The 24807-nt window shown below is 72.9% G+C and carries 24 protein-coding genes, 1 other RNA gene and 1 pseudogene; 16 read left to right on the top strand and 10 right to left on the bottom strand.

All coding sequences use genetic code 11. The features are described from left to right. Positions 1-171: 171 nt before the first annotated feature. From ACZ4O3_RS20565 to ACZ4O3_RS20550, 4 genes are read left to right on the top strand one after another with little or no spacing between them, the layout of a single operon-like run. Positions 172-1413: a lipid-transfer protein gene (locus tag ACZ4O3_RS20565; RefSeq protein ID WP_467723659.1), complete on the top strand. Its 1242-nt coding sequence runs from the start codon at positions 172-174 to the stop codon at positions 1411-1413. Between the two features lie 49 nt (positions 1414-1462). Continuing rightward, complete coding sequence (locus ACZ4O3_RS20560; RefSeq protein WP_467723448.1) at positions 1463-2890, top strand: MFS transporter; 1428 nt, start codon at positions 1463-1465, stop codon at positions 2888-2890. Between the two features lie 51 nt (positions 2891-2941). Continuing rightward, positions 2942-3481 (top strand): SigE family RNA polymerase sigma factor, encoded by a 540-nt coding sequence (locus ACZ4O3_RS20555; protein ID WP_362723436.1) that lies wholly within the window; start codon positions 2942-2944, stop codon positions 3479-3481. Continuing rightward, positions 3481-4314 (top strand): hypothetical protein, encoded by an 834-nt coding sequence (locus ACZ4O3_RS20550; protein ID WP_467723446.1) that lies wholly within the window; start codon positions 3481-3483, stop codon positions 4312-4314. Before ACZ4O3_RS20555 ends, ACZ4O3_RS20550 begins: the two co-directional genes overlap by 1 nt. Before the next feature lie 19 nt (positions 4315-4333). On the opposite strand, the gene ACZ4O3_RS20545 is transcribed toward ACZ4O3_RS20550, so the two are convergent. Then, positions 4334-4966, bottom strand: coding sequence for a response regulator transcription factor (locus tag ACZ4O3_RS20545; protein WP_362723460.1), 633 nt, complete (start codon positions 4964-4966; stop codon positions 4334-4336). A 233-nt stretch (positions 4967-5199) separates the two neighbouring features. Between ACZ4O3_RS20545 and ACZ4O3_RS20540 the strand changes: the two genes are divergently transcribed. Further along, complete coding sequence (locus ACZ4O3_RS20540; protein WP_467723444.1) at positions 5200-5766, top strand: AbfB domain-containing protein; 567 nt, start codon at positions 5200-5202, stop codon at positions 5764-5766. Here the strand turns inward: ACZ4O3_RS20540 and ACZ4O3_RS20535 are convergent. Genes ACZ4O3_RS20535 through ACZ4O3_RS20525 form a run of 3 tightly spaced genes read right to left on the bottom strand, consistent with a single transcriptional unit; the run spans position 5744 to position 8762 of the window. Then, positions 5744-7021 (bottom strand): sensor histidine kinase, encoded by a 1278-nt coding sequence (locus tag ACZ4O3_RS20535; protein ID WP_467723442.1) that lies wholly within the window; start codon positions 7019-7021, stop codon positions 5744-5746. The two genes, ACZ4O3_RS20540 and ACZ4O3_RS20535, sit on opposite strands and share 23 nt — an antisense overlap. Before the next feature lie 17 nt (positions 7022-7038). Next, positions 7039-7755 carry an ABC transporter permease gene (locus ACZ4O3_RS20530; protein WP_467723440.1) on the bottom strand — a complete coding sequence of 239 codons (717 nt, stop codon included), beginning with the start codon at positions 7753-7755 and terminating at the stop codon, positions 7039-7041. Further along, positions 7755-8762: an ABC transporter ATP-binding protein gene (locus tag ACZ4O3_RS20525; protein WP_467723438.1), complete on the bottom strand. Its 1008-nt coding sequence runs from the start codon at positions 8760-8762 to the stop codon at positions 7755-7757. Before ACZ4O3_RS20525 ends, ACZ4O3_RS20530 begins: the two co-directional genes overlap by 1 nt. A gap of 261 nt (positions 8763-9023) precedes the next feature. On the opposite strand from ACZ4O3_RS20525, the gene ACZ4O3_RS20520 reads away from it, so the two are divergent. The 3 genes from ACZ4O3_RS20520 to ACZ4O3_RS20510 all read left to right on the top strand — a co-directional run bounded on the left by ACZ4O3_RS20520 (position 9024) and on the right by ACZ4O3_RS20510 (position 11995). Beyond that, the gene (locus ACZ4O3_RS20520) at positions 9024-9881 is read left to right on the top strand and encodes a MaoC/PaaZ C-terminal domain-containing protein (RefSeq protein ID WP_467723436.1); all 858 of its coding nucleotides are present in this window, start codon (positions 9024-9026) and stop codon (positions 9879-9881) included. An 81-nt stretch (positions 9882-9962) separates the two neighbouring features. Then, positions 9963-11039 (top strand): Zn-dependent alcohol dehydrogenase, encoded by a 1077-nt coding sequence (locus tag ACZ4O3_RS20515; RefSeq protein WP_467723434.1) that lies wholly within the window; start codon positions 9963-9965, stop codon positions 11037-11039. A gap of 11 nt (positions 11040-11050) precedes the next feature. Next, the gene (locus tag ACZ4O3_RS20510; protein ID WP_362730155.1) at positions 11051-11995 is read left to right on the top strand and encodes a 3-oxoacyl-ACP reductase; all 945 of its coding nucleotides are present in this window, start codon (positions 11051-11053) and stop codon (positions 11993-11995) included. A gap of 96 nt (positions 11996-12091) precedes the next feature. Here ACZ4O3_RS20510 and ACZ4O3_RS20505 read toward each other — a convergent pair whose 3' ends face one another. Further along, complete coding sequence (locus ACZ4O3_RS20505; RefSeq protein ID WP_362730152.1) at positions 12092-12244, bottom strand: hypothetical protein; 153 nt, start codon at positions 12242-12244, stop codon at positions 12092-12094. Positions 12245-12361: 117 nt separating this feature from the next. Continuing rightward, positions 12362-13567: a hypothetical protein gene (locus ACZ4O3_RS20500; RefSeq protein WP_467723432.1), complete on the bottom strand. Its 1206-nt coding sequence runs from the start codon at positions 13565-13567 to the stop codon at positions 12362-12364. Positions 13568-13754: 187 nt separating this feature from the next. Between ACZ4O3_RS20500 and ACZ4O3_RS20495 the strand changes: the two genes are divergently transcribed. From ACZ4O3_RS20495 to ACZ4O3_RS20485, 3 genes are read left to right on the top strand one after another with little or no spacing between them, the layout of a single operon-like run. Continuing rightward, entirely contained in the window at positions 13755-14594 is an 840-nt protein-coding gene (locus ACZ4O3_RS20495) for a Nif3-like dinuclear metal center hexameric protein (RefSeq protein ID WP_362730872.1), read from the top strand. After that, entirely contained in the window at positions 14591-15334 is a 744-nt protein-coding gene (locus ACZ4O3_RS20490) for a zinc ribbon domain-containing protein (RefSeq protein WP_362730875.1), read from the top strand. Before ACZ4O3_RS20495 ends, ACZ4O3_RS20490 begins: the two co-directional genes overlap by 4 nt. 12 nt (positions 15335-15346) lie before the next feature. Continuing rightward, positions 15347-16564 (top strand): bifunctional RNase H/acid phosphatase, encoded by a 1218-nt coding sequence (locus ACZ4O3_RS20485; RefSeq protein ID WP_467723430.1) that lies wholly within the window; start codon positions 15347-15349, stop codon positions 16562-16564. On the opposite strand, the gene ACZ4O3_RS20480 is transcribed toward ACZ4O3_RS20485, so the two are convergent. Both ACZ4O3_RS20480 and yaaA read right to left on the bottom strand, forming a co-directional pair. Continuing rightward, positions 16536-17183, bottom strand: a complete 648-nt coding sequence (locus ACZ4O3_RS20480; RefSeq protein WP_384987518.1) for a bifunctional 4-hydroxy-2-oxoglutarate aldolase/2-dehydro-3-deoxy-phosphogluconate aldolase — start codon at positions 17181-17183, stop codon at positions 16536-16538. The two genes, ACZ4O3_RS20485 and ACZ4O3_RS20480, sit on opposite strands and share 29 nt — an antisense overlap. Positions 17184-17245: 62 nt before the next feature. Continuing rightward, positions 17246-18028, bottom strand: a complete 783-nt coding sequence (yaaA, locus tag ACZ4O3_RS20475) for a peroxide stress protein YaaA (protein ID WP_467723428.1) — start codon at positions 18026-18028, stop codon at positions 17246-17248. A gap of 89 nt (positions 18029-18117) precedes the next feature. Between yaaA and ACZ4O3_RS20470 the strand changes: the two genes are divergently transcribed. Beyond that, positions 18118-19554, top strand: coding sequence for an RNB domain-containing ribonuclease (locus ACZ4O3_RS20470; RefSeq protein ID WP_467723426.1), 1437 nt, complete (start codon positions 18118-18120; stop codon positions 19552-19554). A 163-nt stretch (positions 19555-19717) separates the two neighbouring features. Here the strand turns inward: ACZ4O3_RS20470 and ACZ4O3_RS20465 are convergent. Further along, a pseudogene (locus tag ACZ4O3_RS20465) lies at positions 19718-19965 on the bottom strand (MerR family transcriptional regulator); the annotation flags it as partial. Beyond that, positions 19962-21530 carry an FAD-dependent monooxygenase gene (locus ACZ4O3_RS20460; protein ID WP_467723424.1) on the bottom strand — a complete coding sequence of 523 codons (1569 nt, stop codon included), beginning with the start codon at positions 21528-21530 and terminating at the stop codon, positions 19962-19964. The pseudogene ACZ4O3_RS20465 and the gene ACZ4O3_RS20460, both read right to left, overlap by 4 nt. A gap of 49 nt (positions 21531-21579) precedes the next feature. Here ACZ4O3_RS20460 and ACZ4O3_RS20455 point away from each other — a divergent pair, with 49 nt between their 5' ends. The 4 genes from ACZ4O3_RS20455 (at position 21580) to rnpB (ending at position 24497) form a co-directional block, all read left to right on the top strand. Next, positions 21580-22233: a TetR/AcrR family transcriptional regulator gene (locus ACZ4O3_RS20455; RefSeq protein ID WP_467723657.1), complete on the top strand. Its 654-nt coding sequence runs from the start codon at positions 21580-21582 to the stop codon at positions 22231-22233. Positions 22234-22281: 48 nt separating this feature from the next. Further along, positions 22282-23112, top strand: a complete 831-nt coding sequence (locus ACZ4O3_RS20450; protein WP_362714086.1) for a helix-turn-helix transcriptional regulator — start codon at positions 22282-22284, stop codon at positions 23110-23112. Positions 23113-23128: 16 nt separating this feature from the next. Next, complete coding sequence (locus tag ACZ4O3_RS20445) at positions 23129-24064, top strand: DMT family transporter (RefSeq protein ID WP_362714088.1); 936 nt, start codon at positions 23129-23131, stop codon at positions 24062-24064. A gap of 18 nt (positions 24065-24082) precedes the next feature. Then, positions 24083-24497: RNase P RNA component class A (gene rnpB, locus ACZ4O3_RS20440), an RNA gene on the top strand. The last annotated feature ends 310 nt before the right edge of the window (positions 24498-24807 follow it).

The raw sequence follows: 24807 nt of genomic DNA, 5'->3' as shown, positions 1-24807 counted from the left end.
CCGCGGCGGATAAGTGCTGGGTAAACCTCGTATGCGCAGGCAACTATTCCGTTGCTTCGAGCTGCTAACGAATTCTTGACCCTCCCATGGGTTTCTGATCCGGCGTCAGGCCCTGGTGAATTTTTGTAACGTGTTCTAGTCTCACCGGCCATGAGTGTCGCCGTGAGTGCAGTGAAGGCGTACATCGCCGGGGTCGGTATGACCAGGTTCGAGAAGCCCGAGTCCCGTGACTGGCAGTACTGGGACATGGTCCGGGAGGCGGGGGGCTCGGCGCTCGCCGACGCCGGGATCTCGTACGACGATGTGGAACAGGTTCCTGTCGGCTACTGTTTCCAGCCCTCGACCGCCGGCCAGCGGGCCGCCTATGAGCTGGGTCTCACCGGCGTCCCCGTCTACAACGTCAACAACAACTGCGCCACCGGCGCGACCGCCCTGATGCTGGCCCGGCAGCTCGTCGCGGGCGGGGCGGCCGACTGCGTCCTCGCCCTCGGCTTCGAGAAGATGAAGAGGGGCGCGCTGGGGAGCGGCGCGGACGGCGCCGACTTCTCGACCTCGCCCGTCGCCCGGCACTACGGCGTCATGGCCGCCCGGCACGGCTTCGAGGCGACCCCGCCCACCGCGCAGATCTTCGGCGACGCGGCCCGCGAGCACATGGAGCGGTACGGCACCACCGAGGCGCAGCTCGCCGCCGTGGCCGCCAAGAACCACCGGCACTCCGCGCACAACCCGTACGCCCAGTTCCAGGACGTGTACGACGTCGCCGGCATCCTCGCCGCCCGTACCGTCCACCGCCCGCTCACCAGACTCCAGTGCTCGCCCACCTCGGACGGCGCGGCGGCGGCCGTGGTCGTCTCGCGGCGGTTCGCCGAACGGCGCGGGCTCACCGGCCTCGTCGAGATCGTCGCGCAGGCGATGACGACGGACACCGAGGAGTCCTTCGCCTCGGGCTCGTGCATCGACGTCGTCGGGCAGCCGATGTCACGGGCCGCGGCCCGCCAGGTGTACGACCGTTCGGGACTCGGCATCGAGGACGTCGACGTCGTGGAACTGCACGACTGCTTCTCCGTCAACGAACTGCTGACGTACGAGGCGCTCGGCATGTGCCCGGTGGGCGAGTCGGGCAAGCTCGTCGAGTCCGGGGCGACGACGTACGGCGGCCGCTGGGTGGTGAACCCCTCCGGAGGGCTCATCTCCAAGGGGCACCCGCTGGGCGCGACCGGTCTCGCGCAGGCCGCCGAACTGGTGTGGCAGCTGCGGGGCACGGCGGGGGAGCGGCAGGTGCCGGGCGCGCGGGTGGGGCTCGCCCACAACATCGGGCTGGGCGGGGCGGCCGTGGTGACCCTGCTCCGCAGGGCGGACCGGGCCACCACGCCCCGCGGGGCGGACCGGGCCGTACGGACCGGACCCGGCTGAGCCGAAAAACCGATGCAAGGACCGTAACCGGCTTGAGAGCATGACAGCCATGCTCGAAGCCGCGGACACCTCACACATATCCCGCCGTACCACCGTCCCCACCTGGCTGGTGGTGGCGCTGGCGTGTGCCGGGCAGTTCCTGGTGGTGCTCGACGTGTCCGTGGTGAACGTGGCGCTGCCGTCGATGCGCGCGGACCTCGGGCTGAGCGCGTCCGGCCTGCAGTGGGTGGTGAACGCGTACGCCATCGCCTTCGCCGGGTTCATGCTGCTCGGCGGGCGGGCCGGCGACCTCTACGGCCGCAAGCGGATGTTCCTGGTCGGGCTCGGCCTGTTCACGCTGGCCTCGCTCGGCGGCGGCCTCGCCCAGGACGGCTGGCAGCTGCTGCTCGCGCGGGCCGTCCAGGGGCTGGGCGCGGCGGTCCTCGCGCCCTCGACGCTGACCCTGCTCACCGCCGCCGTACCGGAGGGCCCGGCCCGGGCGCGGGCGATCGCCACCTGGACGGCGGTCGGTGCCGGCGGCGGCGCGGCCGGCGGACTGGTCGGCGGCGTGCTGGTGGACGTGCTGTCCTGGCGCTGGGTGCTGCTGATCAACGTGCCGGTGGGCGCGCTGGTCCTCGCCGGGTCCGTGCTGTGGCTGACGGAGAGCCGGGCCGGTGCCGGCCGGCGGCTCGACCTGCCCGGCGCCCTGCTGGTGACGGCGGGCCTGGCGACCCTGGCGTACGGCGTCTCGCAGACCGAGGCCGAGGGATGGACGGCGGCCGCCACCCTGGTCCCGCTGGCCGCCGGGCTCGCGGTGCTCGGGCTGTTCCTGGCCGTCGAGGCGCGTACGGCCCTCCCGCTGATGCCGCTGGGTCTGCTGAGGCGGCGGACGGTGGCGTCGGCCAACGCGGCCATGCTGGTGTCCGGGTCGGCGATGTTCTGCATGTGGTACTTCATGACGCTCTACGCCCAGAACGTCCTCGGCTACTCCCCGCTGGAGGCCGGCTTCGCCCTGATACCCAGCTCGGTGGCGGTGCTCGTCGGCTCCAAGACGGCGCCCCGGCTGATGCGCCGGGCGGGCGCCCGGACGGTGGCGGTGACGGGCACCCTGACCGCGGCGACCGGGTTCGGCTGGCAGTCGGCCATGGGACCGCACGGCGCCTACCTGACGGCGATCATGCTCCCGGGGATCCTGATGATGCTCGGCGCGGGCCTGGCCGCGACCCCGCTGGCCGCGCTGGCCACCTCCGGGGCGGCACCGGCGGAGGCCGGGCTGCTCTCGGGGCTCATCAACACCTCGCGCACGATGGGCGGTTCACTGGGGCTCGCGGTGATGTCGACGGTCGCGGCGGCCCGGACCGGCCCGGGCGGCGGGGCCGCGGCCCTGACCGAGGGGTACGCGCTGGCCTTCCGCGCCAGTACCGGGGTGCTGCTGGCCGGGGCGGTGCTGATGCTGCTGTGGCTGCCGGGAAGAATTTCGCCGGCGCCCGCTCGATGAGGCAACGGTCCGGGCGGCTCGTGGACTCCTCTTTACATCTAGGAGGTGCCCATGGGGGAACGGGAGAACGCTCGGAGCGAGGAGTTCCAGAGCTTCATGACCGGCCGCTGGCCGCGGCTGATGCGTACGGCATTTCTCCTCACGGGGGAGCAGCACGCCGCCGAGGACCTGGTCCAGTCGACGCTCGAACAGGTCTTCGTGGCCTGGCGGAAGGTCGGCTCGGCCGATGACCCGGAGGCGTACGTACGGCGCGTGATGATCAACGCGCACGCCCGCCGGCACAGAAGGAGACTCAAGGAGTTCCTCGCGCCGAAGGACGACTCGGGCCTGGTGCGCGAGATCGCCGACACGGGGGACCGGATCGCCCAGGCCGACGACCGCAGCGCCCTGCTCAAGGCGCTCGTCCAACTGCCGCCCCGGCAGCGGGAGGCGGTGGTGCTGCGCTACTGGGAGGACCTGACGGAGACCCAGGCGGCTGAGGCGATGGGCTGCTCGGTGGGCACGGTCAAGAGCAACGCGGCCAAGGGGATCGCGAAACTCCGCGCCATACCGGGACTGGCCGACATGGCGACACAGGGAGGGCGTGCCTGATGAGCGGGAACAGGGAGAACCACGGCATGACACGGACGGAGTCGGACATCGCCCTCCTCCTCGCGGACGCCACGGACGAGGTCGAGATCGGCATAGCCCCTGTCCAGGCGGTGATGCGCGGCGGCAGGCGACGCCGGGCCCGGCGGTGGGCGGTGGCCGGGGCCACGGCGGTGGTTCTCGCCGTCGCCTCGACGGCGGGGACACTGGCGGTGACGGGGCTGCCGGGCGGGGGGCACCGGGACCGGGGCGGTGAGGTGGCGGTCCGGCCGTCGTCACCGGAGGCGCGCCATGTGTACACGCCGGAGTCGACGGACCTGGCGTCGGGGAGCTACCAGGGCAAGAAGTGGGGTGTCGGGGTCATGGTGTGGGGCGCGCCGCTCACCCGTGCCGAGGCCGAGAAGCAGTGGAAGGCGATGGGCAGCTGGGGGCTCCAACCCGCGGACGCGGACAGGCCCGCCGACCTGATCGGCAGGACGTCCTTCTTCGCCGCCCGCAGTTACGACGGATTCCGCCGTCAGGTGGTCATGTTCAACACGGTGCAGGAGGTGGAGCGGCTCTCGGGGACCGACGTGGACGCTGCCGCCGCCAGACTCGGTGACGATCCGGCGAGCGCCGGCCGGCTGGTGGTCGGCAAGGTCGCCACGACCGCCGCGTCGGTCACCTGCCGCTGGAAGGACGGCACCTCGACCCGGGTCACGCGCGTTCCCGCCGAGTCCCCGTACTACGACGGGCAGTCGGGGCTCCGGCCGGTCCGCGACTACCCGGGGGCCGACTGGTTCGTCTGCGTGGCCCCGCAGGGCACCACCTACGAGTCGGCGGAGGTGACGAAGTAGCGCGGAACGCGTCGGGAGGTCACAGCCACCCCTGCTGCCTGGCCTCGCGTACCGCCTCGGTGCGGTTGCGGGTGCCGGTCTTGCCGATCGCGGCGGACAGGTAGTTGCGGACCGTCGACTCCGACAGATGCAGCTTCGCCGCGACGTCGGCGACGGTCGCGCCGTCCACCGACGCCTTCAGCACATCGCACTCGCGGGCGGTGAGCGGATTCGGCCCCGCGCTGAGCGCGGCCGCCGCGAGCGCGGGGTCGACCACGGTCTCCCCGGTGAGCACCTGCCGGATCGCCCGGGCCAGGTCCTCGACCGGGCCGTCCTTGACGAGGAAGCCGGCCGCCCCGGCCTCCATCGCCCGGCGCAGATAGCCGGGCCGGCCGAAAGTGGTCAGGATCAGCACCCGGCAGTCAGGCGCCTGGTCGCGCAGCTCCGCCGCCGCGTCCAGGCCGCTGATGCCCGGCAGTTCGATGTCGAGGAGGGCCACGTCGGGCCGGTGGGCCAGCACGGAGTCCACGATCGCGTCACCCGCCGCGACCTGGGCGACGACCTCGATGTCCGGCTCCATCCCGAGGAGCAGGGCGAGGGCTCCGCGCATCATGCCCTGGTCCTCGGCGAGCAGCACGCGGATCGACTTGGCGGGCCGGTGGTCCCGGGGCATCTCGTTCGCAGGCTCGTACACGGCCCAAGCCTAGCTTCGGGCCCGCGAAACAAAGAGTGGTCATTGTTTCCCGCTCCAGGGCCTGACGGCGATTGACCGTGTTCAAACAATCACCTCTGCAATTCTCCGAATTCCCGGCCGATGGCCGGTATTTCGACCGTCGAATGGGTTCGGTACTTCGATCGCCACAGCACCGACTCCGCCAGCACCGGCACGGGCGCGACGCCTGCGTGATGACCTCCGGCATCCCGACCGACGCCGCCGACGACGCCGTCCAGTCCGACATCGTCTCCGTCGGCTACGGCGGCGCGACCGGGTCCTCCGGCACGCTCAGCCCCGGCTCGGAGATCTCCCTGAAGGCCACGACGTCCTGCTGCACCACCGACTGTCTCCGCCACCAGGCCGACGCGGCCGTCCTCCCCGCCGTCACCGCCTCCAGCTCCGCCCTGGACAGGAACGACGCCACCTGGATCGTCCGGCGCGGGCCGGCGAGCGGCTCCTGCGTCTCCTTCGAGTCACGGAACCACCCCGGTGACTTCCTGCGCCACCACAACTTCAAGCTCCTGCGGCAGCCCATGGACGGCACCGCCACGTTCACAGCCGACGCCACCTTCTGCCCGGGGAGAGGCAAGAGCGGCACGGGCACCCCGTTCGCCTCGTACAACTACCCGACGCGCTGTCTGCGCCACTACGACTGCAACCTCTACACAGCGAGCGACGGCCACTCCAACGCCTCGGACAGCGCCCCGTCCTGGACCGACGACGTGAGCTGGGTCGTCAGCTCGCCGTGGGCGCCGTAGTCGCCACCGTCATCGAGGTCAGCAACTCCAGTGACTCGGTGGGGAGTTCCGCGGTGACCGTGAAGCCGCCGCGGGGCGAGGGGCCGGCTTCGAGGGAGCCGCCCGCCGCCGCGAGGCGTTCGGTCAGCCCCTTCAGGCCGGTGCCGCCGACGCCCGCGAGGCGCGGCTCGTCGGCACTCGCGCCGGTGCCGTCGTCGGTGACCGTCAGCCGGACCCGCTCGGCGCCGCTGTCGACGGTGATCTCACAGTGGGCGGCGTCGCTGTGCCGGACCACGTTGGTGACCGCCTCGCGCACCACCCAGCCCAGCAGGGTCTCGGTCTGCGGGGCGAGCGGCGTCCCGGTCTGCCGGACGACCGGTTCGACGTTCGCCGCCGTCAGGACCGAGCGGGCCCGGTCGAGTTCCGTGGCCAGACTGCCCTCGCGGTAGCCGGTGACCGCCTCGCGGATCTCGGTGAGCGCCTGCCGGCCGACCGACTCGATGTCGGAGATCTGGGAGAGGGCCGCGTCCATGTCACGGGGGGCGAGGCGCCGGGCCGCCTCCGACTTGACGACGATCACCGAGAGGGTGTGGCCCAGCAGGTCGTGCAGATCCCGGGAGAAGCGCAGCCGCTCCTTCTCCACCGCGCGCCGGGCCAGTTCCTCGCGGGCGGCGCGCAGCTCCCGTACCGCCTCGGACAGGGAGAGGATCGCGGCGGTCACCATGGTGGACAGGAAGGTGCCGTAGGCGACGTTGATCCCGTCCCAGCCCGCCCGGTACGCGGAGACCACCGCCGCCAGGGCGGTCAGCGAGAGGCCGATCTGGCCCAGCCGGGGCCCGCGCAGGCAGGCCCCGGTGGCCAGGCCGAGCAGCGGGAAGAAGTACAGCCAGCTGCCGCCGTAGCCGAGGGCCAGGCCGCAGGTGAGCAGGCCCATCAGGCCGAGCGCCACCCGCGTCGAGACGGCCTCGCGCGCCTCCTTCACGAAGGAGCGGAACACGACGTAGATGTAGAGCGAGTTGAAGGTCAGCAGGCCCAGGCCGCCGATCCAGGGGTTGGGGGTCTTGCCCTGGAGGAGGTTGGAGAAGGAGCCCAGCCCCAGCAGCAGCCACGGCAGCAGGGTGAAGCCGGTCGGCGGCGGACCCGGGTTCTCGGGCCACTCGCCCCTGCGGCGCGACTCCTTCCGCGCGGCCTTGAACTCCGCCATGTCGGCCTTCCACCGCGCGCGCCCCGCCCGCCACCGGCGCAGCTGACCGGTGATCCCCAGCATCCAGGACATCTCTCCCGCTCCCCCGTTCACACGGTCCGCCCGGTGCGGCGGTACGCCATGACAGCGTACGAACCGAACGCGAACAGCCAAGCCGTCAGGACGGCGATCGCGCCGAGTGCCGGGGCGTGCCCGTCGGCGACGGAGGTGCCGAGTTCGGCGAAGCGGTTGGTCGGGGTGTACTCCGAGACGGCGCGCAGCCAGCGGGGGAACAGGCTGATCGGGAACCACAGACCGCCGACCACGGCGAGCCCCAGGTTGCAGGCCATGTTCGTCACGCCGGTGGCCTGGGCGGTCAGCCCGTAGCCGTTGCCGAGCCCGAGCAGGGTGAAGGGGATCGAGCCCAGCCAGAGCAGCAGCGCGATCCCCGCCCACTGCCAGAGGGCCAGCCGCACCCCGTTGACCAGGCCGCCCGCCGCGAGCACCGCGAGGATCGCGGGCAGTACGGTCACCGAGCCGGTCAGCGCCCGGCCGAGGACGACCTGGCGCGGGGTCATCGGGGTCACCCGGAGCTGCCGCAGCCAGCCGATCGCCCGGTCCTCGGCGACCCCGCCGCCGGTGTTCAGGGCCGAGCCGACCGCGCCGTAGGCGGCCATGCCGACCATGGCCTGGGTCCGGTAGCCGCTGTCGTCGCCGCCCAGGTTGGTGAAGAGCAGGTACATCATCACCGGCATCGCGATCCCGCCGACGACGAAACCGACGTCGCGCAGGGTCCGGCGTACTTCGAGGCGCAGGTAGTCGGGCATCAGACGGTCTCCGTCTCAGCGGCGGTACGGGCGGGGAGGGCGGCCTTCGGGCCGGCCGCGGCGCGCAGCGCTCCGTCCGGCGGACGGTCACCGGTTCGCGGGCCCGAGGTCAGGGCCAGGAAGGCGTCGTCCAGCGAGGCGGGGATGACTTCGAGGCCGCGGATCGCGTTCCGGGCGGCCAGCGCGATCACGGTCGCGTCCGAGTCGTCGGTACGCAGCAGCGCGCGGTCGCCGCGCACTTCGAGGGAGCGCACGCCGGGCAGCCCCGCCAGGCCCTCGGTGGCGCGGCCCGCCAGATCGAAGGAGACGAGGTTGCCGCCGGCCGCCCGCTTGAGCTGTTCGCCGCTGCCGTCCGCGACGATCCGGCCGCGGTCGATGACGAGGATGCGGTCGGCGTGCGCGTCCGCCTCCTCCAGGTAGTGCGTGGAGAACAGGACGGTGTGGCCGCGCCGGGCGTACGCCCGCATCGACTGCCAGAACGCGTGCCGCGCCTCCACGTCCAGGGCGGCGGTCGGCTCGTCCAGGACGACCAGGGACGGGTTCCCGGCCAGCGCCACGGCGAAGCGCACGCGCTGCGTCTGGCCGCCCGACAGGCGGTCCACGCGGCGCCCGGCCAGCTCGCCGATACCGGCCAGCTCCAGGGCCTGCGCGACGGACATCGGGGCCGGATAGCGCCGGGCCACGAAGGTGACCAGTTCGCCGACGGTGACCCGGGGCACCGCCCTTGCCTCCTGGAGCATCGCTCCGACCAGTCCGCTCCGTACGGCCCTCGCCGGCTGCGCGCCGAACAGTTCGACCGTGCCGGCGTCGGGCGTGTCCAGCCCGAGCAGCAGCGAGATCGTCGTCGACTTGCCCGCGCCGTTGCGGCCGAGCAGCGCGACCGTCTCACCGCGCCCGATCTCCAGGTCCACCCCGTCCACCGCGCGCAGCGCCCCGAAGGTCTTGACCGCCCCCGCGAAGGACACCGCACGCTCCGTCAGGCCTGCCGTCCCACCTGTCCATGTCATGGCTACGACGCTACGAACCCGGGCACCGGGCGCGGCAGATGCGGTTGTACGGACTCGGGCAGGACAAATGTCATGGCCCGGCACGGCCACATCTGACACTGTGTCAGGAGTCTTCACAAGTGTGGAGCGCTCGGCTATACAAGGGGCGCTGGACTGGAACGCGTTCTAGGGACACCCCCTTGGACCCGCCCCGTGGACGACCTCGGTGCGGCCGACGGTGCGGACGGTCGTGCCGAGGTCTTGAGACACCTCAGGAGCCGTATGCCCATCGACGCAGCCAAGGCCCTCGCCGCCGAACCCCGGTCCGGGGAGATCCGCTGGGAGCGCCGGGACGTCCAGCTCTACCACCTGGGCATCGGTGCCGGCCGCCCCGCCACCGACCCCGACGAACTGCGTTACACCCTGGAGTCCCGGCTGCACGTACTGCCGAGCTTCGCCACCGTGGCGGGGGCCGGCTCGCCCGGGGTGATCAGCGGGCTGTCCATGCCCGGCGTCGACGTCGACCTCGCCAAGGTGCTGCACGGCGGCCAGTCGCTCACCGTCCACCGCCCCCTCCCCGTGGAAGGCACGGCCACCGCGACCGGCCGGATCGCCGCCGTGTACGACAAGGGCAAGGCGGCCGTCCTGGTGATGCGCACCGAGGTCGCGGACGACGACGGGCCGCTGTGGACCAACGACGCGCAGATCTTCGTACGGGGGGAGGGTGGCTGGGGTGGCGACCGCGGCCCGTCCACCCGGCAGAACCCGCCCGCCGGTGAGCCCGACCGGACCGTCGAGCGGCCGGTCCGTGAGGACCAGGCCCTGCTCTACCGTCTCTCCGGCGACTACAACCCCCTGCACGCCGACCCGGAGTTCGCCAAGCTCGCCGGCTTCGACCGGCCCATCCTGCACGGGCTGTGCACCTACGGCATGACGCTCAAGGCGGTCGTGGACACCCTGCTCGGCGGGGACGTGAGCCGGGTGCGGTCGTACACGACGCGGTTCGCCGGCGTGGTCTACCCGGGGGAGACCCTGCGCATCCGCATGTGGCGGGGAGCCTCCGAGATCCGCGTGGCCGTCGGCGCCGTCGAGCGGGACGACGCGCCCGTCCTCGCCGACACGATCGTCGAACACTCGTGAACCCACGAGAGCCCAGAAGAACCCACATGAACTCGCTTGAACTCGCTTGAACAGGCACGCAGTCGAGGGGAGAGCCGCACCATGCGCGCAGCCGTACTGCAGGAGATCGGTCAGGAGAAGCTTGAGGTCCTCGACGACGTCGAGGCGGTCGGATTCGGCCCCGGCAGGGTGCGGATACGGGTGCGCGCCACCGGGCTGTGCCACTCGGACCTGTCGGCGATGAACGGGGTGCTTCCGCAGCCGGCCCCGTTCGTGCCGGGCCACGAGGGCGCGGGCGAGGTCCTGGAAGTGGGGGAGGGCGTCACCCGGGTCAAGCCGGGCGACCGGGTGGTCGTCTGCTGGCTGCCGGCCTGCGGGGCCTGTCCGGCCTGCCGGCGCGGGCAGACCGAGCTGTGCCTGGCCGGGTTCATGAACGCCGGCACCCCCAACTTCAGGCGCTCCGGCGGTGACGTCTTCGGCTTCGCCGGCACCGGCACCTTCGCCGAGGAGGTCGTGGTCGACGCCGGATGCGCGGTGCCGATCCCGGACGACGTGCCCTTCGACATCGCCGCGCTGATCGGCTGCGGGGTCACCACCGGACTCGGCGCGGCCCTCAACACGGCCGACGTGGAGGCCGGTTCGTCGGTCGCGGTGATCGGGTGCGGCGGGGTCGGGATCTCGGCGATCCAGGGGGCCCGGCTCAAGGGGGCGGCCGAGATCGTCGCCGTCGACCCGGTCGCGTCCCGGCGCGAGGCCGCGCTCCGGTTCGGGGCGACGAGGGCCGTCTCGCCCGACGAACTGCCCGGCGCCAAGCAGGAGGTCACCGCCGGCGAGGGCTTCGACTACGTCTTCGAGGTCGTCGGCAGGTCCGCCACCGCCCGCACGGCCTACGACAACACCCGGCGCGGCGGCACCCTCGTGGTCGTCGGCGCCGGCGCGATGGACGACTTCCTCCAGCTCAACATGTTCGAGCTGTTCTTCGACGAGAAGCGGATCCTGCCGTCCATGTACGGCGGCGGAGACGTGGTCGGCTCCTACGAACGCACGATCGCCCTGTGGCGGGCCGGCCGCGTCGACCTGGAGGGCCTGATCACCCACCGGGTGCCGCTGGCGGAGATCAACGAGGCCCTGGACCAGATGCGCACCGGCACCGCGCTGCGCACCTGCATCGAGATCTGAGGGGACGCCGTATGCCGCAGAGGCCACTGGAAGGGCTCAGCGCGGTCGTCACCGGCGCGGGCCGGGGGCTCGGCCGGGCCGAGGCGCTCGAACTGGCCCGGCTGGGCGCGGCCGTCGTCGTCAACGACTTCGGCCAGCCGGGCCGGGACGGCTCGGGGACGGCCTCGACGGGCCCCGCCGAGCAGGTCGCCGAGGAGATCCGCGCTGCGGGCGGCCAGGCCGTCGCCCACACCGGGGACATCGCGGACTTCTCACAGGCGCGAGACCTTCTCACCTTGGCGACAACCCGGTACGGCAAGCTGGACATCCTCGTCAACAACGCCGGCATCCTGCGCGATCGCATGGTCTTCTCCATGACCGAGGACGAGTGGGACTCGGTGATCCGGGTCCACCTCAAGGGTCACTTCAACACCACCCGCTTCGCGGCCGCGCACTGGCGGGAGCGGTCCAAGGCGGCCGGCGGCGCGCGGGTGTACGGCCGGATCGTCAACACCTCCTCGGAGGCCTTCCTCGCCGGTTCGGCCGGCCAGCCCAACTACGCGGCGGCGAAAGGCGGCATCGTCGGCCTCACCACCTCCACCGCCCTCGCCCTCGCCAAGTACGGCGTGACCGCCAACGTGATCTGCCCACGCGCCCGCACCCGGATGACCGAGGACGTCTTCGCCGGGTTCGAGCGGCCCGCCGAGGGCCTCGACCCGCTCGCCCCCGAACACGTCGCCCCGCTCGTCGGCTACCTGGCGTCCCCGGCCGCCGGGCTGGTCAACGGTCAGCTGCTGGTCGTCCACGGCGGCATGGTCGCCGTCGTCGAACGGCCGCGGGTCCAGGCCAGGTTCGACAGCAAGCAGGACACCTTCAGCTACGACGAACTCGACGCCCTGCTCACCCCGCACTACGCCGACCGGCCGGCGGGGGAGACCTTCGCGGCGGCGGAGGTGCTGGGACTGAAACGCCAGTAGGGCGGCAGGCGCCCGGACGGCGGCAGACGCCCGGACTGTGGCAGACGGACAGCGGCCCCACCCCCACAAGGGGCGGAGCCGCTGTCGTAGGTGCCGTCAGGCCGCGGTCTCGGCCGGCTCCGGCTTGCGGTGCCGGCCGCTCGGGGCCGATTCGCCGTCCTGGGCCGAGACCGGACCACGGTGCTTGCCGTGGCTGTCGGACTCCTCCAGGCCGGCGGACAGGTGCTGAGACGTGCTGGTGTCGCTCATCGGAAGAATTCACCCCGTCAACATGATCTTTCTTACAGCGCGGCGATTTTAACCAACCCGGCATGGGGCGGATCCAGGCAGGCACGCCGACCGGTGCTACTTCGTTACAAGCCGTCCCTACTTCGTCACCAGCCCGCCCAGCGGAGCCTGCTGGAGCGGCACCGGCCGCGCCACGACAGGCACCGGAGGGTCCGGTTCCGCCTGCTCCCGGGGCGTACCGAACTCCCCGGCGGCCGTGCCGTCCCGAACCGGATCCTCCGGGCCCGCGTCGCCCGGCCCCCCGTGCTCCCCCGTCTCCCCCCAGGGCACCGCGACCTCCGCCACACCGCACGGGACCTCCCCCGTGGCGTACGGAAGACGCAGCACCCCGTCCTGCGTCCACGACCCGACGCCCGCCAGCCACCCCTCGGGCGCCGGGAGATGGCACACCCCGCGGGCCCGCGGCCGCCAGGCGCCGACCCAGCTGCCGTACGGGCCGTCGATGCGCAGCGCCACCCCGCAGTTCTCCGGCATCAGCACCAGGCCCGGCTGGATCGCGAACGGCGTCACCGTGCACGCCGCCGGCCGCAGGCTTTCCGGGAAGCGCACCGGCAGCGTGCTGCCGAGAACACCCCAGCCCAATCGTTCCTGCCCGGGAGAGGGGGCGTCCGAGCCGACCAGGATCAGTCCGCTGTCCGGTTCGGCGAGCAGCAGCCGGTCGTCGCTGTCGGCCGCGATCTGCAGCAGCGGCGACACCTCGCCGCCCCGCCCCAGATCGACCACGACCGCCTTGGTCCGCCCGCCCAGCTCCCGGTCCAGGGCCAGCATCCGCCCGCCGCGGTCCAGCCAGACCCCGCCCGAACAGCGTCCCGGGACCACCGCGAGCCGCTCCGGCCCGAAGGCTCCGCCCGCCACCAGCCACACCGTGGAGGTGCGCGGCCCCACCGCGAGCGCGTACGCGGTGCGGCCGCCGGGCGCGGGCGGCAGCAGCCGTAGCGACGTCCCCGCGTCCGGGCACTCCACCGCGCCCAGCGGCAGCTCACCGGTGCCGGGCCCGGTCGGATAGAGCAGGGTGAAGTGGTGCCGCCCGTCCACCAGCCGGCGGATGAGCACCCGCCCGTCGCCCATCGGCTGCAGCTCCGTGCCCGGCTCCTCGGGCTGGTTGCCGGGCAGCGGCACGGCGTACGGCTCGGGGCCGTCCAGCGTCCACCGCTCCGGGTACCAGGAACCTGCCTGCTCGGCCAGCCGGGCCGCGTACGCCCCGTCCGCCGTGATGGTGCAGCCCGCTCTCGGCGCGCTGTCGTCCTCGTCCGCAGCCGAGGGTTCGATCGCACAGACCGTCATCTCTCGGTCACCTCCGGCCACGAAGCTAGTTTTCGTACGCACAGGCGGGGCAGCAGCGCCCCATGGCTTCACACATACGGGTGCACACTCGACGATTCGCCTGAGGAAACGGGGACGGGTGTGCTGGGCGTCGCCTCGCGTGGGCGAGCAGGTACAGCCCCGGGGAACAGGCAGGTAGCCTTTCCCCGTGCCCCGTCTGTCAGAAGTCATCGCCGCGCTGGAGAGCCTGTGGCCCGCCGAGCGGGCCGAGTCCTGGGACGCGGTCGGCACCGTCGTCGGCGACCCCGACCAGGAGGTCGCGCGGGTCCTGTTCGCGGTCGACCCGGTGCGGGACGTCGTCGACGAGGCGGTGAAGCTGGGCGCCGACCTGCTGGTCACCCACCACCCCCTCTACCTGCGCGGCACGACCACGGTCGCCGCGGGCCACTTCAAGGGCCGCGTGGTGCACACCCTCATCAAGAACGACATCGCGCTGCACGTCGCCCACACCAACGCCGACACGGCCGACCCGGGCGTCTCCGACGCGCTCGCCGGGGCCCTGGACCTGCGGGTGGTGGCCCCCCTGGTGCCGGACGCCACCGACCCGAAGGGCCGCCGTGGCCTGGGCCGGATCTGCGAACTGGACCACCCGGTGACCGTCCGCGACCTCGTCGAGCGGGCCGCCGCCCGGCTGCCCGCCACCGCGCAGGGCATCCGCGTCGCCGGCGATCCCGAGGCCCTCGTCCGCAGGGTCGCCGTCAGCGGCGGCAGCGGCGACAGCCTCTTCGACGTCGTACGCGCCGCCGGGGTGGACGCCTTCCTCACCGCGGATTTGCGCCACCACCCGGCCTCCGAAGCCGTAGCCCACAGCCCCCTCGCGCTGCTCGACGCGGCGCACTGGGCCACCGAATGGCCCTGGTGCGAGCTGGCCGCAGCCCAGCTCGACGAGATCTCCGACCGCCACGGCTGGGACCTCCGCGTGCACGTCTCCAAGACGGTCACCGACCCCTGGACCAGCCACTCACCGTCCCTTGGAGCCCCCAACTGAACGCCGCGCCCGCCGACCAGATCCGACTCCTCGACGTCCAGGCCCTGGACGTCCGCCTCCAGCAGTTGGCGCACAAGCGGAAGTCGCTGCCCGAGCACGCCGAGATCGACTCGCTGACCAAGGACCTCACCCAGCTGCGCGACCTGCTGGTGGCCGCGCAGACCGAGGAGAGCGACACCGCCCGCGAGCAGACCAAGGCCGAGCAGGACGTGGACCAGGTGCGCCAGCGCGCCGCCCGCGACCAGCAGCGCCTGGACTCCGGCGCCGTCACCTCCCCCAAGGACCTGGAGAACCTCCAGAAGGAGATCGTCTCCCTCGCCAAGCGCCAGGGCGACCTGGAGGACGTCGTCCTCGAGGTCATGGAGCGCCGCGAGTCCGCGCAGGAGCGGGTCGCCGAACTGACCGAGCGGACCGGTGCCGTCCAGGGCCGGATCGACGAGGCCACCGGCCGCCGCAACGCCGCGTCCGGGGAACTCGAGGCCGAGGCGGCCACGGTCGCCAAGGAGCGCGAGGTCATCGCGGGCACGGTCCCCGCGGACCTGCTGAAGCTCTACGACAAGCTGCGCGAGCAGCAGGGCGGCATCGGCGCGGCCAAGCTGTACGCCCGCAGCTGCCAGGGCTGCCGCCAGGAGCTCGCCATCACCGAGCTGAACGAGATCCGCTCGGCCGCGCCCGACACCGTCGTGCGCTGCGAGAACTGCCGCCGCATCCTGGTCCGCACGGCCGAGTCCGGCCTGTAGCAAGGGACGCGCGTGGCAAGGGAGTTCATCGTCGAGGCGGACGGCGGCTCCCGGGGCAACCCGGGACCGGCCGGCTACGGCGCGGTGGTCATCGAGGCGGCGACCGGCGAGACACTGGCCGAGGCGGCCGAGTACCTCGGGGTCGTCACCAACAACGTCGCCGAGTACCGGGGACTGCTGGCGGGACTGCGGGCCGCCCGGGAACTCGACCCGTCCGCGAGCGTCCACGTGCGTATGGACTCCAAGCTGGTGGTCGAGCAGATGTCCGGCCGCTGGAAGATCAAGCACCCCGACATGAAGCCCCTGGCGGCGGAGGCGGCGCGGGTGTTCCCCGCGGACCGGGTGACCTACGAGTGGATCCCGAGAGCCGAGAACAAACACGCCGACCGCCTGGCCAACGAGGCGATGGACGCGGGCAAGCGCGGCGAGCGGTGGGAACCGGCGGCCGGGACAGCGCCCCGTCAGGGGCGCGGGGAACTGCGCGACCAGCCCCCACTCACCCGCACTGTGACGACTGCCGACGCACCCGCCTCCGACACCCGCGCCGCACGCCATGCCGCCACGGCACCTCAGCCGGCCTCCGGCTGGGCGTCGCCGGACATGGGCGCCCCCGCCACCTTCGTCCTCCTCCGCCACGGCGAGACCCCCCTCACGCCCCAGAAACGCTTCTCCGGCAGCGGCGGCACCGACCCGGCCCTGTCTCCCGTCGGTCTGGGGCAGGCGCAGGCCGCCGCCGGCGCCCTCGCCCGGCGCGGCACGATCGAGGTGATCCTCGCCTCCCCGCTCACCCGCACCCGGCAGACCGCCGCCGCCGTCGCCGAGCGCCTCGGCCTGGACGTCACTCTCGAGGAGGGGCTCAAGGAGACGGACTTCGGCGCCTGGGAGGGTCTCACCTTCGGCGAGGTCCGCGAGCGCTACCCGGACGACCTGAACGCCTGGCTCGCCGACCCGGAGGCCCACCCGACCGGCGGCGGCGAGAGCTTCGCCGAGACGGCGACCCGGATCGCGGCCACCCGGGACAAGCTGGTCGCCGCCTACGCGGGCCGTACCGTCCTGCTGGTCACCCACGTCACGCCGATCAAGACGTTCGTGCGGCTCGCCCTCGGCGCCCCGGCCAAGTCCCTGTTCCGCATGGAGCTGTCGGCGGCCTCGCTGTCGGCGGTGGCGTACTACCGGGACGGCAACGCGAGCGTACGGCTCTTCAACGACACGTCCCACCTGCGTCCCTGAGACCCGCCGCGGCCCGCGCCAGCGACTCGACGCGGGCCCAGTCCCGGGCGGCCACGGCATCCGCCGGGAGCATCCACGTGCCGCCCACGCAGCCCACGTTGGGAAGGGCGAGGTACTCCGGGGCGTTCTGCGCGCCGATCCCGCCGGTCGGGCAGAAGCGGGCCTGCGGGAGCGGACCCGCGAGGGACTTCAGATAGGCCGTGCCGCCGGCGGCCTGCGCCGGGAAGAACTTCATCTCCCGCACCCCGCGTTCGAGCAGCGCCACCACCTCCGAGGCGGTCGACACGCCCGGCAGGAACGGCACCCCGGACGCGGCCATCGCGCCCAGCAGCCCGTCCGTCCACCCCGGGCTCACCAGGAACCGCGCTCCCGCCGCCACGCACTCCGTGACCTGGCCGGGCGTCAGCACGGTCCCGGCTCCGACCACGGCGTCCGGCACCGCGCCGGCGATGGCCCGGATCGCCTCCAGCGCGGCCGGCGTCCGCAGGGTCACCTCGATCGCGGGCAGCCCCCCGGCCACCAGCGCCCGTGCGAGCGGTACGGCATCGCCGGCGTCCTCGATCACGACGACGGGGACGACGGGGGCGAGGTCCAGCACGGAGGTGGGCATGGGCGACATCCTGCCGGGGCGATGCACAGCACGCAAAGCTCGTTGCATTCTCTGCAACGGATGCCGTCTCCCTAATGGATCTCGTCCACCAGCACATCCAGCGCCCAGGCCTGCCCCGCCTTCCCCGGTGCCGCCGCCTCCACCTCGTACCCCAGGTCCCGCAACGCCTCCACCAGCTCACCCGGACCACCCGGCGCGATCCCCGCGGTCAGCAGACTCCGTACGATCCGCCCCTTCGTCGCCTTGTTGAAGTGGCTGACCACCTTCCGCGTCGGCGCGTGCAGCACCCGCACGGTCGCCGTCCGCGAGGCGACCTCCCCGCTCGGCTTCCACGCGGCCGCATACGCCGCCGACCGCAGGTCCAGCACCAGCCCCGCCCCGGCCGCCTCCGGCAGCACCTCGGCCATCGACCTGCGCCAGTGCGTCCCCAGCGCACCGAGCCCCGGCAGCCGCACCCCCATCGAGCAGCGGTACGAGGGGATCCGGTCCGTCACCCGGACCGCGCCCCACAGCCCCGAGAACACCAGCAGCGACCGCGCGGCCCGCCGCTTGGCGGCCGTGTCCAGGGAGGCCAGACCGAGGGCGTCGTACAGCACCCCCGTGTAGATCTCCCCGGCCGGCCGCGCACCGGCCGTCCGCAGCTTCGCGTTCTTCGCGACCTCGCCGCGCAGTCCCTCGCTCAGCCCGAGGACCTCACGCGCCTTCTCCTCGTCACCGGCGCACAGGTCGACCAGCTCGGCGAGCACGGCCTCGCGGGCGTCCGTGAGGCCCGGCAGGGACAGCGCCCCGGACTTCAGCGGGGCACCACGTCCCGAGGACGCCTTGCCCTCCGAGGGCGGCAGCAGGACCAGCACACGTACTCCTCTTCACCATCACGCTCTTCGATCGACGCTCCGTGCCAGCGTAGAGCGCCGGACCGGCACGATGTGACTACGCTCGTCGTATGCCCAGCCGCCACATACGCGTCAAGGGTGCCCCCGAGGCGCCCCTGCGGGCCGCGCTCGCCGCACTCCGGGACGACCTCGGCATCCCGGACGACTTCCGGCCCGAGGTCCTCGCGGAAGCCGAGAGCGCCGCGAGATACCCGGCCGTGCCCGCCCACGACGCGACCGACATCCCCTTCGTCACGATCGACCCGCCCACCGCGAACGACCTCGACCAGGCGATGCACCTCTCCCGGCACCAGGGCGGCTACCGCGTGCGGTACGCCATCGCCGACGTCGCCGCCTTCGTCGTACCCGGCGGCGACCTCGACTCCGAGGCACACCACCGTGTGAACACGCTCTACTTCCCGGACGAGCGGATCCCGCTGCACCCCGCCGTGCTCGGCGAGGGCGCGGCCAGCCTGCTCCCCGGCCAGACCTCCCCGGCCGTCCTGTGGACCATCGACCTGGACGCGGAGGGCCGGACGCGGACCGCCGACGTCCGCCGGTCCCTGGTCCGCAGCCGGGCCAAGCTGGACTACGCCGGCGTGCAGCAGCGGATCGACGAGGGGACCGCCGAGGAACCCCTCGCCCTGCTCAGGGTGGTCGGCGAAGCGCGCGAACGCCTCGAGGTGGAGCGCGGCGGCATCTCGCTCAACGTGCCGGAGCAGGAGATCGTCGAGTACGACCACACCTACCGGCTCAGCTACCGCGCCCCGCTGCCCGCCGAGTCCTGGAACGCCCAGATCTCCCTGCTCACCGGCATGGCCGCCGCCGATCTGATGCTCACCTACGGCACCGGCGTACTGCGCACCCTGCCCACCGCCCCCGACGGCGCCGTCGCGCGGCTGCGCCGTACCGCCACCGCCCTGCACATCGACTGGCCGCACCATGTCTCCTACGCGGCCCTCATCCGCTCCCTGAACCCGCGCCGTCCCCGCCACGCCGCCTTCCTCCAGGAGTGCACCACGCTGCTGCGTGGCGCCGGCTACACGGTCTTCAGGGACGGCGTGCGGCCCGCGATCAGCACCCACGCGGCCGTGGCCGCCCCCTACGCGCACTGCACCGCGCCGCTGCGCCGGCTGGCCGACCGCTACGTCCTGGAGCTGTGCCTGGCGGCGGCGGCCGGCGAGGCCCCGCCCGACTGGGTGCTGATGGCGCTGGACCTGCTCCCCAAGGAGATGGCCGAAGGCGCGCGGCGGGCCGGCACCGTGGAGCGGGAGAGCGTCGACATCGTCGAGGCGGCGCTGCTCAAGGACCGCGTCGGGGAGGTCTTCGACGGGTGCGTGGTGGAGGTCGAGCCGCATCGGCCGGCCGTGGGGAAGGTCCTGTTGCAGCAGCCCGCCGTCATCGGCCGGATCGAGGCCGACGCGCCTCTTCCGCTGGGCGAGCGGCTGCCGGTGCGGCTGACCCAGGCCGATCCGGGGACGACGAAGGTCCGGTTCGCGCCCGCGTGAGCCGCCGTTCCGTCGTGAGCTGTCGTACGAGGCCGGTCGCGTCGGCGGGCCGCAACCGCACCACGCGCACCTCACGGGCCCGGCCCAGCAGGGTGAAGCGGGTGACGGGACCGGCCGGTCCGAGGGTCACGGAGGTCTGCGAGGCGGGCAGCTCGCCCGCGTCCAGCGGAGCCCGCAGGCGCAGCCGCCGTTCCCGGATCCCCGCCTCCTGCCGGGCCAGGTCCTCGTCGAGTCCGCTGAGTACGCCGACGAGGTCCTTGCCGGGTCGTCCGCGAGCACGTCCCGCACCTCGGCGAGCCCGAGGCCCAGCTCGGTCGGCCGCCGGATCCGGGCGAGGACCACGGCGTGCCGGAGGGTGCGGTCCCGCCCGTACAGACGTTGACGTCGCGGCAAGGCCGGCCGCGGGCTCAGCCGGCTGTCGCGACGAACCAGCGGGTGAGCGCGTCGTCGAGGCCGTCCCCCCGGTCGTCGTCCCCGTCGGCGGCCCAGGCGGCGAACCCGTCGGGCCGCACGAGCAGACCGGTCAGCTCCGGCCGCCCCGGGCAGACCGCGGTGACGACGTCCACCCGGTCGCCGTACTCCTCGGCGCGGGCCCGCAGCTTGGGGTCGTCCGCGAGGTCGAACAGCACCGCCCGGCCGTCGTGCAGCCGGTCGCCGAGCCGGGTGCCGTCGGAGAACTCCAGGTCAGGGGCGCTCCCGCCGGTCAACGGGTGCTCGCCGGGCAGGTCGTACCGCTGCCGGACGCCGGAGATCTGCCCGACGAGGTAGGTCGTCCCCTCCCGCGTCAGCGCGAGGTCGGTGACGACCCGGCGCAGGGCGCGGGCGTGCCGGTCGGGCCGCATCACGGCGACCTGGGCGCGGGTCCAGTCCAGCACCCAGGCGCCGACCGGATGGCGTTCGGCGGTGTAGCTGTCGAGCAGGGACTCCGGGGCCCGCCCCTGTGCCACCGCCGCGAGCTTCCAGCCGAGGTTCAGGGCGTCGCCGAGCCCGAGGTTGAGCCCCTGGCCGCCGAACGGCGAGTGCACGTGCGCCGCGTCCCCGGCGAGCAGCACCCGGCCCCTGCGGTAGGTGCTCGCCTGCCGGGCGTTGTCGGTGAACCGGGTCGAGGAGTGCACCTCGTGGACGGTCACCTCGGGCACCCCCGACACCCGGCGCAGGGCGGCCTGGAGCTCGTCCGCGGTGATGGGCGCGGAACGGTCGGCGGGCGGCCCGTCGAACTCGACGGTCAGGATCCGTCCGGGGAACGGCCCGTTGACGTACGTCCCCACGTCGGTGGTGTTCCACCCCTTCCCCAGCCGCTCGCCCCCGCTCATCTCGACGACCGCCTGGTAGCCGGTGATCTCCGGATCGCTCCCGGGGAAGTCGAACCCGGCGAGCTTGCGGACGGTACTGCGCCCGCCGTCGCACCCGACGAGCCAGCCGGCCCGGACGTCCTCGCCGCCGTCGAGGTGTACGACCACACTCCCGCCGTCGGTGTCGAAGCCGGTCAGCTCCACGCCCCGGCGCACCTCCACGCCGAGCCGCTCGGCGCGGGCGGCCAGGATCCGCTCCAGGTCGGCCTGCGGGACACCGAGACCGACCCGGTCGGCGGGACCGATGTCGGCGAACGCCGGGTCGGAGGCGTCGAACAGGTCTCCGCGCATCATGATCCCGGCGAAGTGCCCGGCGAACTTCGGGGGAGTACGGGCCGCGTCGGCGCCGCGATCCCCGAGGAAGGCCTGCAGCCGCCACCGGTTCCTCTCCCAGGCTTCGGCGAGCTCGGGCAGCAGGCCCCGCCGGTAGAGGGCCACCGCGCCGGCCGTGTTGATGCCGCCCGCCTTGATGGTGACGTCCACCTCGGCCAGCCGCTCCACGACCAGTACCCGGGCCCCGCCGAGCCGCAGCTCACCGGCGAGAAAGAGCCCCACGGGCCCTCCACCGGCCACCACCACGTCGTAGGTCTGTTCTTCGTGATCTTTGCGATCCGTTGCTGTCATGACTTCACTGTAGTCACTAAAAGTTTCGAGCCGCTATAGTTTTCTTGTGATCGATGAGAGCGGGCCAGGGAGCCGGCCGGACAGCAGGCCGGGGGAGACCCTGCGGGAGCGCAAGAAGCGGGAGACGCGGCAGCGGATCTCGAACGTGGCGACGGTGATGTTCCGGGAGCACGGCTTCGACCAGGTGACGGTCGCCGAGGTCGCGCGAGCGGCGGGCGTCTCCGCGATGACCGTCTTCAACTACTTCCCGCGCAAGGAGGACCTGTTCCTCGACCGCATCCCGGAGGCCGTGGCGGCCTTCTCCGGGGCGGTACGGGACCGCGCCCCCGACGAGCCCCCGCTCAATGCACTGCGCCGCCTGGCCTTCCGGTTCATCGACGCCGGGCACCCGCTGGGCGGCGTCGGGGAGGGCTTCGAGGGCTTCTGGCCGGTCGTGGCAGCCTCACCGGCGCTGCTGGCACGCGCCCGCGAGGGCGCCGAGGAGGTGGAACGGGCGCTCGCCGGAGCACTCGCCGACGCCGGTCAGACCGACCCGGAACTGCTCGCGGCCGTGACCGTCGCCGCGTACCGCTCGGTGTGCGTCACCTCCGTGCGGCGCCAACTGGCGGGCGAGCCGTTCCCGGAGGTCGCACGGGACCACCGGGAACGGATGGGGGCGGCCTTCGACGCGCTGGAGCGGATGAGGGATGGAACCGACGCCTGAACGCGTTGCACCCTTGACGCGCAGGGGGCCGCACAGGGGGTGCCGGAAGTGGCGGAACAAGCACGGTGGACAAGGGCGCGGCTGGGTCGCTGCGGCCCGCCGCTCGACCTGCTGACGGCGCATTTCGAGCGCCACATCTACGCCCCGCACGCCCATGCGGAGTTCACCATCGGAGTGTGCGTGGGCGGCTCGGAGATCATCGACTACCGGGGCGGCCACATCCGCAACGGCCCCGGCGCGATCGTCGTCCTCGCCCCCGGCGAGATGCACACCGGCGGCCCGGCCACCCCGGACGAGGGCTACGCCTACCGCGCCCTGTACGCGGACCCGTCCCTGCTGGCGGAGGGCACCCTGGCCGCCGGCACCCCGCACTTCCGCGACCCGGTCCTGGACGACCCGGAACTGGCCGCTGCCCTCAGCCAGGCCCACACCGACCTCGCCCACTGCCCGGACCCGCTGGAAGCGGAATCCCGCCTCCCGTGGCTGCTGACGGCCCTGTCCCGCCGCCACTCCACGGCCCGCCCGGCGCAGGACCACGTCCCCGGAGCACACGGCATATCCCTCGTCGTCCGGGACAGACTCGCCGACGAACTCACCGCCCCACCGTCCCTCTCCGCCCTGGCGGCCGACCTGGGCCTGTCCCGCTACCAACTCCTGCGGGCCTTCCGTACGACGATGGGGATGCCGCCGTATGCCTGGCTGGCCCAGTACCGGGTGACCAGGGCCCGCGCCCTCCTGGACTCGGGCGTACGCCCGGCCGAGGCCGCCGCCCTGGTGGGCTTCGCCGACCAGGCCCACCTCACCCGCTGGTTCCGCAGGGTCCTGGGCGTGACCCCGGCGGCCTACCGCAACAGCGTTCAAGACCCGGGACGATCCTGACCCCGATCCTGTACGCATGACTGCACGAGGCTGGTTCCTGTTCTCCCTCATGGGAGTGATCTGGGGCATCCCCTATCTGATGATCAAGGTGGCGGTGGACGAGGTGTCCCCGTCGATGGTGGTCTTCGCCCGCTGCGCGGTGGGCGCGCTGCTCCTGCTGCCCCTGGCGATCCGCCAGGGAGGCCTGTGGCTGACCATCCGCACCCACTGGCGCCCGATGCTGGCCTTCGCGTGCATCGAGATCATGGGCCCCTGGTTCACCCTCACGGACGCCGAACGCCACCTGTCCAGCTCGACGGCGGGCCTGCTGATCGCGGGCGTACCGATCGTGGGCGTGGTCGCGGCGCGCTGTTTCGGCGACACGGAACACCTGGGCGCGCGACGGGTGACGGGCCTCCTGATCGGCCTGGCGGGCGTAGGCGTCCTCACCGTCCCCCACCTGACCGGCGGCGACGCCCGCTCCCTCGGCGAGGTCCTGCTCACGGTCGTCGGCTACGCGACGGCCCCCCTGATAGCGGCCCGCCGCCTGAAGGACGTCCCGACCCTGCAGCTCATAGCCCCCTGCCTGACCCTGGCCACGCTGGTCTACGCCCCCGCGGCAGCAGCCACCTGGCCCACGGCCGTGCCCTCCTCAGGAGCCCTCCTGTCCCTCCTGGCCCTGGGCGTCCTGTGCACGGCGGTGGCGTTCGTGGCCTTCCTGGAACTGATCAAGGAGATAGGCCCGACCCGCTCGACGGTGATCACGTACGTCAACCCGGCGGTGGCGGTGGCGGCGGGTGCGCTCTTCCTGGGCGAGAGCTTCACCGCGACGATCGCGGTCTCCTTCGCGCTGATCCTGACCGGCTCGGTCCTGGCGACTCTGGCCTCGGCACCGGCACCGAAGGGGTCGAGGCCGGCACGGCTGGTGCTGCGTCGCCCCCGGCCGGAACGAGACGAGGCCGGCGCCCGCTAACATGGTCCACACGGCAGACGAGCCGGGCGGACGGCCGCGTGGAGCCCCTTCACAGGGGCTTCCCGAGGAACGTCCGGGCTCCACAGGGCAGGGTGGTGGCTAACGGCCACCCGAGGCGACTCGCGGGACAGTGCCACAGAAAGCAAACCGCCGGGGACCGTATTCGTACGGGCCTCGGTAAGGGTGAAACGGTGGTGTAAGAGACCACCAGTGCCCAGGGCGACCTGGGCAGCTAGGTAAACCCCACCCGGAGCAAGGTCAAGAGGGGCCGCTGTAAGAGGCGGCCCTGCGGGGACGTTCGAGGGCTGCCCGCCCGAGCCCCCGGGTAGACCGCACGAGGCCGGTGGCAACACCGGCCCTAGATGGATGGCCGTCACCCCGGCTCCCGCGAGGGACCGGGGAACAGAACCCGGCGTACAGCCCGACTCGTCTGCCGCCACCTGCGGCTTTGCCTGGGAGAGGGCCTCTGACCTGCGTCGGAGGCCCTTTCCGATCTTTCGGGGGCTTGCCGCGTTTGGCGGCGGAAAGTCCCTCGAAAGTCCCTCGGACAGCGTTGAAAGTCCCTGAAAAGTCCCTGGAGCGGAGGGGCGGGGGACGGCTCTGAACGGAGAGGCACAGTCGGGGTTGCAACGCGTACCGCGAACGTCGACGTGACCAGCGCTCAGCCGTATGTCCTTGCGGTCGCCGCCTGCGCCGCGCTGTGCCGGCCGCCACAGGTTCGTGTGGGTCATGCGCTGCGTCGG

Source organism: Streptomyces sp. NPDC026515 (assembly GCF_055567595.1).
This window is presented reverse-complemented; position numbering and strand designations above follow the sequence as displayed.

What these genes read in the sequence shown, in the direction of transcription:
- ACZ4O3_RS20515 (WP_467723434.1), top strand. Translation starts at nt 9,963, where the DNA reads ATGCGCGCAGCCGTACTGCAGGAGATCGGTCAGGAGAAGCTTGAGGTC.
- ACZ4O3_RS20530 (WP_467723440.1), bottom strand. Translation starts at nt 7,755, where the DNA reads ATGCCCGACTACCTGCGCCTCGAAGTACGCCGGACCCTGCGCGACGTC.
- ACZ4O3_RS20510 (WP_362730155.1), top strand. Translation starts at nt 11,051, where the DNA reads ATGCCGCAGAGGCCACTGGAAGGGCTCAGCGCGGTCGTCACCGGCGCG.
- ACZ4O3_RS20505 (WP_362730152.1), bottom strand. Translation starts at nt 12,244, where the DNA reads ATGAGCGACACCAGCACGTCTCAGCACCTGTCCGCCGGCCTGGAGGAG.
- ACZ4O3_RS20500 (WP_467723432.1), bottom strand. Translation starts at nt 13,567, where the DNA reads ATGACGGTCTGTGCGATCGAACCCTCGGCTGCGGACGAGGACGACAGC.
- ACZ4O3_RS20535 (WP_467723442.1), bottom strand. Translation starts at nt 7,021, where the DNA reads ATGTCCTGGATGCTGGGGATCACCGGTCAGCTGCGCCGGTGGCGGGCG.
- ACZ4O3_RS20560 (WP_467723448.1), top strand. Translation starts at nt 1,463, where the DNA reads ATGCTCGAAGCCGCGGACACCTCACACATATCCCGCCGTACCACCGTC.
- ACZ4O3_RS20540 (WP_467723444.1), top strand. Translation starts at nt 5,200, where the DNA reads ATGACCTCCGGCATCCCGACCGACGCCGCCGACGACGCCGTCCAGTCC.
- ACZ4O3_RS20555 (WP_362723436.1), top strand. Translation starts at nt 2,942, where the DNA reads ATGGGGGAACGGGAGAACGCTCGGAGCGAGGAGTTCCAGAGCTTCATG.
- ACZ4O3_RS20525 (WP_467723438.1), bottom strand. Translation starts at nt 8,762, where the DNA reads ATGACATGGACAGGTGGGACGGCAGGCCTGACGGAGCGTGCGGTGTCC.
- ACZ4O3_RS20460 (WP_467723424.1), bottom strand. Translation starts at nt 21,530, where the DNA reads ATGACAGCAACGGATCGCAAAGATCACGAAGAACAGACCTACGACGTG.
- ACZ4O3_RS20550 (WP_467723446.1), top strand. Translation starts at nt 3,481, where the DNA reads ATGAGCGGGAACAGGGAGAACCACGGCATGACACGGACGGAGTCGGAC.
- ACZ4O3_RS20445 (WP_362714088.1), top strand. Translation starts at nt 23,129, where the DNA reads ATGACTGCACGAGGCTGGTTCCTGTTCTCCCTCATGGGAGTGATCTGG.
- ACZ4O3_RS20520 (WP_467723436.1), top strand. Translation starts at nt 9,024, where the DNA reads ATGCCCATCGACGCAGCCAAGGCCCTCGCCGCCGAACCCCGGTCCGGG.
- ACZ4O3_RS20470 (WP_467723426.1), top strand. Translation starts at nt 18,118, where the DNA reads ATGCCCAGCCGCCACATACGCGTCAAGGGTGCCCCCGAGGCGCCCCTG.
- ACZ4O3_RS20545 (WP_362723460.1), bottom strand. Translation starts at nt 4,966, where the DNA reads ATGCCCCGGGACCACCGGCCCGCCAAGTCGATCCGCGTGCTGCTCGCC.
- ACZ4O3_RS20480 (WP_384987518.1), bottom strand. Translation starts at nt 17,183, where the DNA reads ATGTCGCCCATGCCCACCTCCGTGCTGGACCTCGCCCCCGTCGTCCCC.